Source organism: Rugosimonospora acidiphila (assembly GCF_039543385.1).
In the GTDB taxonomy this organism is placed as follows: domain Bacteria; phylum Actinomycetota; class Actinomycetes; order Mycobacteriales; family Micromonosporaceae; genus Rugosimonospora; species Rugosimonospora acidiphila.
The window spans coordinates 14,365-25,974 of record NZ_BAABJQ010000045.1 but is presented as its reverse complement, the minus strand read 5'-3'; the positions used below and the strand labels follow the sequence as shown (position 1 = coordinate 25,974).

The following is an 11,610-nucleotide window of genomic DNA, read 5'->3' as shown; positions in this document are numbered from 1 at the left end:
GATGAAAGCTCGATGGCGTCGTGCGGACAGTTCTGGTGGTGGCCGCAAGCCCTCAAGGTTGACGGCCACCGTCGCCCCGGCCTCGGTCGAGGTCACCCCCCGATACTTGCGGGTCGGAGACGGCTACGCCGCGACCCTCGTCGTCACCGGCTACCCGGCCGAGGTCGGCCCGGCCTGGCTGGACCCGCTGCTGTCCTGGCCCGGCCGCCTGGACCTGGCCCTGCACATCGACCCGATCCCGGCACCGACCGCGGCGGCGCGGCTGCGTACCCAGCGGGCCCGGTTCGAGTCCTCGCGCCGCGCGGACGCGGACAAAGGCAGGCTGTCCGACCCGTCCGTGGAGGCCGCCGCCGACGACGCCGCCGACCTCGCCCAGCGGCTGGCCCGTGGCGCGGCGAAACTGTTCCGCGTCGGCCTGTACCTGACCGTGCACGCCCGCACCGAGGACGAACTCGCCGAGGCCTGCGCGCAGGTGAAAGCCGCCGCGGCCTCGACGCTGATCGAGGTGGCGCCAGCGACCTGGCGCCACCTGCCCGGGTGGGCCACCACCCTGCCGCTGGGCACCGACGCGCTGCAGATGCGCCGGACCATGGACACCCAGGCCCTGGCGGCCGCGTTCCCGCTCGCCTCACCCGACCTGCCCGCCCCACTGCCCGGCGAGCCAGCCGCAGCCGGGGGAGTGCTGTATGGCATCAACCCGGACAGCTCCGGAGTGGTGTGGTGGGACCGGTGGGCGCAAGAGAACTACAACAGCGTCGTGCTGGCCCGCTCCGGGGCCGGCAAGTCGTACTTCGTGAAACTCGACGTGCTGCGCAACCTGTATCAGGGCGTCCACGTGTCCGTCATCGACCCCGAAGACGAATACCTGCGCCTCGCCAACGCAGTCGGCGGCACGATCGTGCGGCTCGGCGCCCACAGCGTAAAGATCAACCCCCTGGACCTACCCGTCGGTGACACCCGTCCCGACGTGCTGACCCGCCGCGGACTGTTCCTCCACACCCTCGTCTCGGTCCTGCTCGGGCAGCAGCCACCGCCGGGCGAACGCGCCGCCCTGGACCGGGCCATCCTCGCCGTCTACCGCCACTCCGGCATCACCCCCGACCCCGCCACCCACCACCGCCCCGCACCGCTACTCAAAGACCTGACCACCACCCTGCAACGCGACGACGATCCCGCCGCCGCGCAACTGGCCGCCCGGCTGACTCCCTGGGTCGACGGCAGCTTCAAATCCCTGTTCGACGCGCCGAGCACGACCCGTCCGGACGGGCACCTGGTGGTGTGGTCACTGCGGCAACTACCCGATGAACTGCGCACCGTCGGCACTTTGCTTGCCCTCGACTCGATCTGGCGGGCCGTGGACGCCCCCAGCCGGCCCGCGATCCGCCGCCTCGTCGTCGTGGACGAGGCGTGGCTGCTGATGCGCGACGGGGAAGGCGCCCGGTTCCTGTTCCGCATGTCCAAGGCCGGGCGTAAACGCAACACCGGCCTGACCGTGGTCACCCAAGACGTCGGTGACGTGCTGGGCACCGACCTCGGGCAGGCCGTGGTGTCCAACGCCGCCACCCAGATCCTGCTCAAGCAGGCCCCGCAGGCCATCGACGCGGTCGGCGACGCGTTCGGCCTCACCTCCGGAGAGCGACACATCCTGCTGTCCACCCCCATCGGCCACGGCCTGCTCATCGCCGGCACCAACCGCACCCGATTCGAGGCGATCTCGTCCCCGGAGGAGCACCAGCTGGCAACGACTTCTCCGGAGTTCGTCGCGAGTCCAGAGGATTTCTGACGGAGGTCTGGAGATGACTGCGTGGGAGCGGTCGTCGGCGGTCCACAGTCGAGCCGATCCTGGACGGCGGGCGGCTCAAGCGAGGTTACGACACACTTCGTTGAACACGTCCACTCTAATCTAACCGACCAGGTTGGCCAGTTGCTGCTGCGCCGCAGTCGACTCGAACCGGCCGGTGGTGCCGTTGCTGATCAACTGGCACCCGGTGCGGCGGCCCGTGAGAACCACCGTCCGGCCATCCTGGTAGCTGTAGTACACCCGGATCGTGGAGTCGTCATCTCGCGGGCAATTGATCAGGTCCGACGGTCCCGGTTGGCCTGAGTTGAAAGCTGCGGCAAGCGCCGCCGCCCGATCAGCGTCGATGGTTGCCGAGTTGGCCAGGCTTCTGGGCAGTGATGGGGCATCGTCCTGCCCGTGGTAGCGACATACGATGGCCCCGGCGGGTTGGCCTGGGACCAAGGTAGTCAGGTCCTGGTTGGGCTCATTGGGCGTTGTTTGAGGGTCGGTGTCGGGGCAACCGATTGTCGCGTCGGCGGCGGCAGGCGGGTGCCCACCCGGCGTGGAGCCAGCGACGGCGTCCCCAGAAGCCAGGGCGGCGGTGATGACCACCGCGAGACCTACCCGATGTTTCATGATGGTCATCGAAACTCCCTCCGAATCTGTTGTGCCTATGGGCTCTAACGAGTGATGGGCCCGGACTGCCAAAATGCAGGCGTGGACGACGCGTTGACGGTGCTGAGTCGAGAGTTCGAGGCGGTGGAGGGCAGCTTCCTGCTCCGCCTCCGGGCCGATCGTGTCTGGGACCGAGCGGCGTTCAGCCGATTGGAGCGGACGATGCGGATGGCCTGCGGGCAGTACGAAGGTCGTGATGATCTGCCACGCTGGATGGCTGAGGGTTTCTACGAGGTCTCACATTTCGTAGCGGAGTGGTCCGGTCACCCGAATTTCCCTCGGCCACAGCCGGCGCAGTACTACCAGGATTGCCTCGGACGGTTGCGGGATCTGGCGGACTGGTTCTTCCGCGGGTGGCACGCCTACCAGGAGCCGCACGTGTGGCGTGATCTCTAAGCTAAGGTCACGCGGAGGGCTTGGGCTGAGCCTTGGCGAGAATCTGGTCGGCGGTTTGGTCCAGCGAAACGGTGGGCAGCGCTCGTTGTAGCCGTCGATGAAAGCGCGGATCGCGCCGATCAGGTCGGCGACGCTGTTCACGCGGCGGCAAGCTGGATAACAGTTGCTCGTCCGCGGGTAGCCTCTACGGGGCGCTTGGTCCACTGGCCGTGGAAGGGGCGGCTGTAGGCGAGCTGTGGGACAGCGTTGTCCAACTTGGCTGGGTATCGCTGCGCCCAATCCTCGAGCGGCAGCCGAGACAGGTACGCGGGAGCGGTCCGGACATCTCTCGGCCTCAGGACTCCGATCATTTACTCGTCGAGCCCTGGCGCACCTTCGACAGCACGTCTGGCGCTCCGGTATCTGTGCCATTGCCAGCGCTAAGCATCAGCAGCACGCCCAGCAGGGCGCCGACGTCTCGGATACCCGAGATGACGCCGGTGTCCCTCTGCTGATCGAAGCGACCATCACGACGGTGATCCGCGCCATCGCCGTCGGACGAAACCGTCGCGCGCCGAATCGCGGTCAACACACTGAACTCTGGCGAACACGCGCCGACGAGCAGCTCTCTGACGTCGTCGATCAACAACGCATGAACTCCCGTCACCGAAGAAACCCGTGTTCGGTGCCGATCGACCTCGAGAACGAGGAGAACTCCTGTGACACCCCATCTTCCACTTGTCCTGTCGCCTGGGCCCGCAGGGCCGGGCGACGGCGCCGTCCCGCCCCCGATCGCCACCACCCACTGGGCGACGAATGCCGCCGTGTGGGTTGCTCACCGGTTCTGGTTGCTCGACGTCGCCGCCGCCGTGCTGATCGCCTACTTGGCTGGGCGAAACCTGCTCGACTTGTGGCGGCATCGCCGCCACGCGGCCGGAGCCCGGGTGGTGACGATCGCGGCGCCGCCGCAGGTCGAGCCGCGCGGCGCTGCCGCGCTGTGGGCCAATCTCGCTGGCATCCTGACCCCGTCACGCCACCGCCGGTTGTTGTTGGGCAGCCCGCACGTGGTGTGGCAGTACACCTGGATCGGCAGGCAACTGCTGATCAGTATCTGGGTGCCCGGCACCGTGCCGCCCGGCGCCGTCGAGGCGGCCGTACGCGCGGCCTGGCCCGGCGCGGCCACCAGCACCGCCGAGGCAGGGCCGCCGATCCCCGACACGACCAGCGGCGCGGTGGGCGGTCATCTGCTACCCGTCAGCGCGGAATGGCTCCCATTAGCCACCAGCTTCGACAGTGACCCGCTGCGGGCGTTGATAGCCGCCGGGTCACAGCTGCGAGCCGACGAGTTCGCCTGCGTGCAGGTCCTCGCCCGCCCCGCGACACCGCGCCGGGCCGGCCGGGCCCGGCGGGCCGCCGCCCGGCTACGCCATGGCAAACCCGCCGTGGCAGCTCTGAACCCGGCCCTGCCGCTGGTGTGGCTGCTCGACGCCCTGCTGCCCGGCCACGCCACCCACCGCCGCCCCGGCGGCGGACCCGTCGCACAGCGCGATCCGGCGGTCGAACGTGACGTGCGGGCCATCCTCGACAAGACCAGTCACCAGCTGTGGCAGACCGGCATCCGTTACGCCGTCGCGACGACCGGCCGCCGCGGCGGTGACCCCCGTGATCGGCTGCGGGGGATCGCCGCTGCGCTCGCGTCCTCCTTCGCGGTCTACGCCGAGCGCAACCAGCTGGCTCACCGGGCCCGGATGCCGCACCCGGTGGGGGTCCTCGCCGCCCGGCACCTGCAATCCGGGTTCCTCACCTCCACCCCCGAACTGGCCGTCCTGACCGGGCTGCCGCAGGACCTCGCCGTGCCCGGCCTGGACCGGGCTCGCGCCAAGTCCATGCCCCCACCGGTCGCGGTGCCCAACGGCGGGCGCGGCACCAAGGTCCTCGGCGACGCGGAAGTCGGCGGCCACCGGGTAGCGGTGTCGGTGCCCGACGCGAGGTACCACGTCCATATGGTCGGCTCTACCGGGTCGGGTAAGACCACTCTGCTGGTCAACATGGCCGTTGACGACATCAAGGCCGGTCGCGGCACCGTCGTCATCGATCCGCACGGCGACATGGTGCTGGACATCCTCGACCGGCTGCCCGCCACCGTCGCGGACCGCCTCGTCCTGTTCGACCCGGACCAGCCCAACCCGCCCACCCTCAACCCGCTGTCCGGGCCGGACCCCGACCTGGTCGTCGACAACCTCGTCTCGATCTTCGGCAACATCTTCGCCAAGGCCTGGGGACCGCGGATGGACGACGTGATGCGGGTGGCGTGCCTGACCCTGCTGCGCCATGCCAACGTCACCCTGCAGCACATCCCACCCCTGCTCAACTCCGCCCAGTTCCGGTCCGCGATGACCGTTGACCTCGACGACCCGGCCGGCTTGTCCGGCTTCTGGCAGTGGTACGACGAACTCAACCCCGCCCTACGCTCCCAGGTCATCGGCCCCGTCCTGGCCCGGCTGCGCGCGTTCCTGCTGCGCGACTTCGTGCGTAAGACGATGCGTTACCCGCAGCCCAGCTTCGACATGGGCAAGGTCCTGGACGGTGGGGCGCTGCTCGTGCGGATCCCGAAAGGTCAACTCGGTGAGGACACCACCCGCCTGCTCGGTTCCCTGGTGCTGGCCCAGGTCTGGCAGGCGGCCACCGCCCGCGCCGCCGTCGCCCCGGACCGCCGCCGCGACGCCACCCTGATCATCGACGAGTGCCAGAACTTCCTGACCCTGGCCAACAGCCTGGACTCGATGCTCGCCGAGGCCCGCAAGTACCGACTCTCGCTGGTGCTGGCCCACCAGGACCTGGCCCAGTTCCCCAGGGACCTGCTGGCCGCCGCCAGCGCGAACGCCCGCAACAAGGTCTATTTCACCTGCGCCCCGGAAGACGCTCGGGTGCTGGCCCGCCACACCCTGCCCGAGTTGGACGAGCACGACCTGACCCACCTGGACGCCTACACCGCCGCGGCGCGGCTGGTCGTCGCCGGCCGGCACACCCCCGCGTTCACGATGCGGACCCTGCCCCCGAAACCGCTGGTCGGGCAGACCACCGCGATCCGGCAGGCCGTGGCCGCCACCGTGGCCCCGCAGGACACCAGCGCGGTCGACGCTCTCGTCGAGCATCTGTCCCGCAAGCCCGGCACCGCCGGCAAGGCCCGGTCGAAGCGGACCACGGCGCCCACCTGAGCGTGGCCGCTGCCGCTGCCGCTGCCGCTGTCGCCGACGGCGTTGAACTGGTCGTTCCGTGGATCGTCATACGGCGCGTTGCCCATACCCGCGATCCGCGGCTGTCTACGACCTCACCTGGCGGTTCGTGCCGCACCCGGCCCTGACAGTGGCCGAAACCGGCGCCGACCGGTTCCAGACACCCCTCCCAATGGAGGGGACACCCTGATCCGTAGGAGAACTCAGCCATGTCCGCTCGCGTTCCCCCCGCTCCCGCCAAACCCGATCCGCTCGCGGTGTTCCGCCGCGTCGTGGCCCGGGACCGGATCCTGCTCGATCTGCTCGCCCAGCATTACCTGCTGTCCACCCCCCAAATCGCCCAGGCACTGTTCGCCAGCCAGCGCACCGCGCAACGGCGGCTGACGATCCTGCACCGCCTCGACGTGCTGCACCGCTTCGCCCTGCCCGCCCCGGACCACCGGGCCGTGCCCTACCTCTACACCCTCGGCCCCCTGGGCGTGCAACTGCGCCCCACCACCTACAACGACCCGAATAGGTCGGCGGGCAAAGCGCCGCGCAGCTCACTGGACCGGGCTCGGCGCATCGCCGCCAGCCCCACAGCCCGGCACCTCCTCGGCATCAACCAGTTCTTCATCGACCTGCTCGGCACCAGCCGCCGCGACCCGGGCGCCCAACTGGTCCGCTGGTGGTCAGAGCAGCACGCCACCGCCGTCTACGCCCAGGCCGGCATCCACCCCGACGGGCACGGCGTCTGGACCCGCGACCAGCGCACCGTCGGGTTCTTCCTCGAGCACGACAACGGCACCGAGAACCTCGCCCGGGTCGTGGCCAAACTGCGCGGCTACGAACGACTGACCACATTCGGGCCGCGCTACCCGGTCCTGCTGTGGGTGCCCTCCGCCCGCCGCGAAGCCCACCTCCTGCAGGTCCTGGCCGGCCTGCGCTCACCACACCTGAGAGTCGCCACCGCAGTCCACGGCCCCGACCCGGCCGGACGGATCTGGACCCTGGCCGGCCCCAACACCGGCCGCAGACAGCTGCACGACCTGCCCTCCGATCACGGCCCGGACGCCGCGACCAACCCGAACCCATTCACCGACCTGCCCGACACCGACCCGTGACACTCACAGCCCAGGTCACCCCGCATTCGTTCCGCGTGTCCCTCCCGTGCAATACCCACCGCGACTGTCAGACCACCCGACCGGCGGTGAGCGGCGAATCCCGCTGCCCGCACGCCCACAACCTCCCGCTCACCGGGCCGCGGATCCCGCTCACAACGCAGGTCACCGGCACTATCACCGCCCACCATGAGGCGTCGGGTGCTGACAGTGGGCGCGGCTACCGTCTTCGGCAACACCTTTCCTCATATATCGCTCCACCCGGTTCGGTCCCGCCTTTGGGAACCCATCGCCGCACCCACCGGTGCCCGTCGCTCACCCGCCCCTAGCGGGCCGGTCAGCACCCGCATCGCGCGGCGACCGCCCAGGCCGCACCAACCGCGCACCACCCACGCAACCTGCCCCGCCGACCCACACACCCAGTGGGCCGGTCATCGTCGTGCGCCCTGCGGCGCCCTTGACCGAGGAGGACAGATCATGGCCAAACCCGCTACGACCGGAACGCCGCTGACCCGCTACGGCAACCGAGCGGTCAGGCTGCTACCGCGTCCGGTCACGCCGACCGCCACGGCCACCCGGCCCGCCGCGGTCACACCGGCGGCGACCATCCGCACGATGATCGTCTGCCTGCCCGACGAGTTGCCCCGCGACACCCTCACGGCACACCAGCTCGACCGGCACTTCGGCGTCACCGGCACCCTGTTCGCCGGCTTCTGGGCCACCCCGGCCCTGCACCGGTGGCAACGCACCCACCTGATCGGGCCCCGTCAGGGCCGACCGACCTGCTGCGCCGGTGGACCGGTCAAACTGCTCGACCTGGCCGGCATGCGCCACGCCGCCGGCCTCGGCGCGGGCATCCGCTACCAACAGTGGACCCACGTCGTGCACGGCACCCGACCGGCCACTCCGTGGCCCGTCTTCCACGCCCGCCACCTCGCGGACCCGTCCAGGTACCCGATGGACACCGCCCAGGCGGACTACCACAACCAGCCCCGCGTCAACGCGATCCGGATGCACAACGCCGTCACCTACGGCGCCCAGCAACTGGACCTCGCCGAGCTGGAAATGTTCCAGGCCGGACTCGTGGCCTACCAGCACTACCGCGCGGTCGACGTCCTCGTCCGCGACGCGGTGCTGACCGCCCAGGGCGCCACGCTCGCCCCGGACAGCGACGCCTTCACCCACCGGGTGACCTACCTCGAGCAGGCCCACCGCTACCTCGACTCCCTCGAGCCGACCCAGCGGCTGCTCACCATCACCCTCTAACACCCGCCCGGGAAGGTGGTCTGCCCCCACCGCACCCCGTACCAGGGGACGCGGACGTGTGGAAGCAGACCACCGCACCCCCTCAGCCCTCAACGGACGGAGACCAAACATGATCATTAACTTGACCCCGCATCCGCTGCACATCTTCCCGGCGCAGACCCCGGACCGGATCGCCTCTGGCAGCGTTGAGCCGCTGCGAGTGATCCCCCCGTCGCAGGACTACCCGCCGGCGCGGCTCGGCCAGGTCGTGCTGCGCACCGATTTCATCGACGACATGATCCCGGTCGACCAGGTCGCGTTCGGACCCAGCACCGGGCAGGTCAGCCAGCTGCCTGCGAGCGTGCCGGGCACCTGGTACGTGGTGTCGTTGGTCGTCGGTCTGGCCGCCACGCACCGCACGGACCTGCTGGTACCCCACGAGTACGTCCGTGACCTCGACGGGTCGATCATCGGCTCCCGCCGACTCGCCCGTCCCAGCCGACAAGCACCTGTCATCGAGGCGGCCGAGACGAACCTGAGCAGGCTGCCTGTGGCCGCCTGAAGTCCCCGTTCAGCCGTCAGAACCGGTCAGGCCGGCGCGCCACTCATCCCTGTACCCGGGGGACACGAGTGCGCGCCGCCTGACCGGCTCCTTCCTTGCCTGTCAACACCCACCCGCGAGACGAGAAGGAGAACGGCAGTGAGCAAAAGCATCGATACGCCGGGCGGCGATCAGGCCTCCCACGACTGCCAGACGGCGGGGACGCTCACCTATCGGGGCGACTACGGAGCACCCGGCTTCGGCCAGGCGTGGCGCTGCACCGCATGTGGCAAGGCGTGGTCGCGCCTCGGCAATGTCTTCCAGCCAGAGGAGTGCGGCGCCCACATCCTGACCATCCACGACGTCGAGTGAGCCGACTCGAGCCCCTGCGGGCACCCCGTCCACCACCGCCCCACTAGCCGCGCGAGATCCGCCTGCCGCCCCCGGGCCGGGGCGTCATCCACAGCCCGGCCGGCGCGACGGGCCCTCTTCCCCTCTTCAGCCACCCCGCGACCCGTACGCGGCGCAACCCCGCTATCGCGGCAGGCGACTGCCATGCCGCTGGCCCGCGCCACCGGCGGCCTCAACGGCGCAGCGACCGGGCTCCGCCACACCCACCAGGCTTTCGTCACCGGCCTGACCGCCCACCACCCCAACCGTCACGACAAGCGAACGCACCACGGGCGTGGCCGTCGGCGGCAGCCGATCAGCGTCAAACCCCAGGACGCCGCAGCCAGCCCCGGCACTACCCAATCCCGGCACTACCCAGCCCCGCGCGCCGTCCCGGCGTCGGGGCTGCTCCATATCCGCACAGGGGAAGGACCCACCACACCATGGCAACCCGCTACCTCATCGTTGACGACCTGGACGGCAGCACCGCCGGCGTCGAACCCTCCCGGTTCGCGCTCGAAGGCGTCGACTACCTGATCGACCTGTCGGAGAGCAACCGGGAGCGGCTGCACGCCGCCCTGGCACCGTTCATCGCGGCCGCACGACGCGAGACGCGGAACAGCAGAACGCGCCCTCAGCGCGCCGCCCAAAAGGCCAACCCGGTCAGCAACGCCACGATCCGTACCTGGTGGGCCGAGCACTGGCAGTCCGCCGACCTGCCCGAACCCCGCACCCACGGGATGATCCCCACGCGGGTCCGGCAGGCCTATCAGGCCGCGCACGCCACCCCCACCGCCTGACCAATCGGCCGCCGGCGCGCCACCCACCCTGGGGCCAACCCCGCAGGCGGCGCGCCCGGCGCCCACCCAACTCATCCACGGAGGCCACTTCACACCATGACCATGTCCACACGCCTGTGCTTCCGGCTCGACGAGGTACTACCCGTCGCCGAGCACGCCATCGCCAGCCCGACCTGGCGCGCCACCTCCACGCACCACCACCCCGCTGACCGCGGCCCCGCTCTGATCTGGAACCCCACGGACGAGCAGGACCTGCTGACCTCCAACGGCCTACCCGACCAACACGACGACGACGGCGACCTACGCGCCGCGCCCGCCTGGACCTGGCGACACGTCCCGACCGGGCGGCGGGGCCGACCACACCCCGGCGACGCCGACAGGTTTTGGCCCCTGAACCACCACGACCCCGACTCTCATAGTCGGCCGCTCATCGCCCAGTTGCGGGAGGGCGCCGCCAACGGCGGGCACTGGCTGATGGTCGACGCCGACCCCCGCGACCTGGCCAGCCCCGACCGGTTCCTGGTCCTCGACCACCGGGAACAGATCGCCCCACCCGACACACAGTGGGTCCACGCCCGGGTCACAGCCGCCGCCGTCTGGTACGCCACCTACCCGGCGCTCGTCGCCGACGGCTACAGCGTCCGTGACGGCGACGTGATCGCCCGCTTCGCCCTTCCGACCGTTCGCGGCATGGTCGCCGACCTGCGGGCCATCTACCGCAGCGAGGACCGCCGCAATGACCCCATGCCCGGCGAGACCGCGGCCCTGCGCCTGGACGGTGAGGTCCTGACCGTGTCGTGGAGCCACGACGACGGCCACACAGAGCAATGGACCGAAATCGACCGGGTGTACCCCGACAGCGATGGCCACTACGCGGTTGGCGCCTATCTCTGGCCCTGGAAGCCCTGGCCGACGCCACGACAAGGCGGTGACCGCCGTGGGCGCTGACACCTTCGAGGTCTACAGCGACGGCCGAGACGTACACGACGCGTTCCGGACCGCTGTGGACGCTGTCGCATGGGAACACGGGCACGGCGGCTACACCGGCACCATCGCGGAGAAGAGCGAGTTCGTGATCATCACCAAGCGGGCGATGAGCTACGACGACGCCACCCGCATGGCCGACGACCTGCTCAACCGCGATGACTCGCGGGTCGCGGATAAGTGGGGCCCTGCCGGGGCGATTCCGGTCAAGAAGCCCACCCGCACCGTGCGCCTGGACAACCTGCCGGCCCGCGCGCTGACCGGTCGGCCCAGCGAGCACGTCGCCGAGATGAGTCGCATCGCCCGCGACCGGCAACTGGTCACCGACGCCGAGACCGTCACCAAGGGCGACCGACTGACCAGCGACAGCTTCAGTCTCACCGTGACCAAGGACCCCGCGGTCACTGCGGCACAGACAGAGCCGGATGGTTGGCTGTTCTTCGGATGGGCTAGCAGCTGATGCAGGCGTCCCCCGAACACCGGC

12 protein-coding genes are annotated in these 11,610 nt (G+C 70.2%); 10 read left to right on the top strand and 2 right to left on the bottom strand.

The annotated features are described in order from the left end of the window. Window position 1 precedes the first annotated feature (1 nt). Complete coding sequence (locus tag ABEA87_RS39460; RefSeq protein ID WP_345638655.1) at window positions 2-1,783, top strand: VirB4 family type IV secretion system protein; 1,782 nt, start codon at window positions 2-4, stop codon at window positions 1,781-1,783. A gap of 120 nt (window positions 1,784-1,903) precedes the next feature. Here ABEA87_RS39460 and ABEA87_RS39455 read toward each other — a convergent pair whose 3' ends face one another. Further along, the gene (locus tag ABEA87_RS39455) at window positions 1,904-2,392 is read right to left on the bottom strand and encodes a hypothetical protein (protein ID WP_345638654.1); all 489 of its coding nucleotides are present in this window, start codon (window positions 2,390-2,392) and stop codon (window positions 1,904-1,906) included. 105 nt (window positions 2,393-2,497) lie between these two features. On the opposite strand from ABEA87_RS39455, the gene ABEA87_RS39450 reads away from it, so the two are divergent. Further along, a complete protein-coding gene (locus ABEA87_RS39450) occupies window positions 2,498-2,851 on the top strand; it encodes a hypothetical protein (RefSeq protein ID WP_345638653.1) in 354 nt (117 codons plus the stop codon). 346 nt (window positions 2,852-3,197) lie between these two features. Here ABEA87_RS39450 and ABEA87_RS39445 read toward each other — a convergent pair whose 3' ends face one another. Next, the gene (locus tag ABEA87_RS39445) at window positions 3,198-3,479 is read right to left on the bottom strand and encodes a hypothetical protein (protein ID WP_345638651.1); all 282 of its coding nucleotides are present in this window, start codon (window positions 3,477-3,479) and stop codon (window positions 3,198-3,200) included. Between the two features lie 70 nt (window positions 3,480-3,549). Between ABEA87_RS39445 and ABEA87_RS39440 the strand changes: the two genes are divergently transcribed. The 8 genes from ABEA87_RS39440 (at window position 3,550) to ABEA87_RS39405 (ending at window position 11,586) form a co-directional block, all read left to right on the top strand. After that, window positions 3,550-6,048 (top strand): type IV secretory system conjugative DNA transfer family protein, encoded by a 2,499-nt coding sequence (locus tag ABEA87_RS39440; protein ID WP_425571036.1) that lies wholly within the window; start codon window positions 3,550-3,552, stop codon window positions 6,046-6,048. Window positions 6,049-6,275: 227 nt separating this feature from the next. Further along, window positions 6,276-7,169 (top strand): replication-relaxation family protein, encoded by an 894-nt coding sequence (locus ABEA87_RS39435; RefSeq protein ID WP_345638649.1) that lies wholly within the window; start codon window positions 6,276-6,278, stop codon window positions 7,167-7,169. A 474-nt stretch (window positions 7,170-7,643) separates the two neighbouring features. Continuing rightward, a complete protein-coding gene (locus ABEA87_RS39430) occupies window positions 7,644-8,432 on the top strand; it encodes a hypothetical protein (RefSeq protein ID WP_345638647.1) in 789 nt (262 codons plus the stop codon). Window positions 8,433-8,541: 109 nt separating this feature from the next. Then, window positions 8,542-8,973 carry a hypothetical protein gene (locus ABEA87_RS39425; protein ID WP_345638645.1) on the top strand — a complete coding sequence of 144 codons (432 nt, stop codon included), beginning with the start codon at window positions 8,542-8,544 and terminating at the stop codon, window positions 8,971-8,973. Window positions 8,974-9,111: 138 nt separating this feature from the next. After that, complete coding sequence (locus tag ABEA87_RS39420; RefSeq protein ID WP_345638643.1) at window positions 9,112-9,324, top strand: hypothetical protein; 213 nt, start codon at window positions 9,112-9,114, stop codon at window positions 9,322-9,324. Window positions 9,325-9,785: 461 nt separating this feature from the next. Further along, the gene (locus tag ABEA87_RS39415; protein ID WP_345638641.1) at window positions 9,786-10,142 is read left to right on the top strand and encodes an Lsr2 dimerization domain-containing protein; all 357 of its coding nucleotides are present in this window, start codon (window positions 9,786-9,788) and stop codon (window positions 10,140-10,142) included. A gap of 102 nt (window positions 10,143-10,244) precedes the next feature. After that, window positions 10,245-11,090: a hypothetical protein gene (locus ABEA87_RS39410; RefSeq protein WP_345638639.1), complete on the top strand. Its 846-nt coding sequence runs from the start codon at window positions 10,245-10,247 to the stop codon at window positions 11,088-11,090. After that, on the top strand, window positions 11,080-11,586 hold the full coding sequence (locus ABEA87_RS39405; RefSeq protein ID WP_345638637.1) for a hypothetical protein: 507 nt from the start codon (window positions 11,080-11,082) through the stop codon (window positions 11,584-11,586). Before ABEA87_RS39410 ends, ABEA87_RS39405 begins: the two co-directional genes overlap by 11 nt. Window positions 11,587-11,610 lie beyond the last annotated feature (24 nt).

Bases quoted from the DNA above. Each gene is read 5' to 3' on its own strand.
- ABEA87_RS39410 (WP_345638639.1), top strand. From the start codon at position 10,245: ATGTCCACACGCCTGTGCTTCCGGCTCGACGAGGTACTACCCGTCGCC.
- ABEA87_RS39425 (WP_345638645.1), top strand. From the start codon at position 8,542: ATGATCATTAACTTGACCCCGCATCCGCTGCACATCTTCCCGGCGCAG.
- ABEA87_RS39435 (WP_345638649.1), top strand. From the start codon at position 6,276: ATGTCCGCTCGCGTTCCCCCCGCTCCCGCCAAACCCGATCCGCTCGCG.
- ABEA87_RS39460 (WP_345638655.1), top strand. From the start codon at position 2: ATGAAAGCTCGATGGCGTCGTGCGGACAGTTCTGGTGGTGGCCGCAAG.
- ABEA87_RS39415 (WP_345638641.1), top strand. From the start codon at position 9,786: ATGGCAACCCGCTACCTCATCGTTGACGACCTGGACGGCAGCACCGCC.
- ABEA87_RS39430 (WP_345638647.1), top strand. From the start codon at position 7,644: ATGGCCAAACCCGCTACGACCGGAACGCCGCTGACCCGCTACGGCAAC.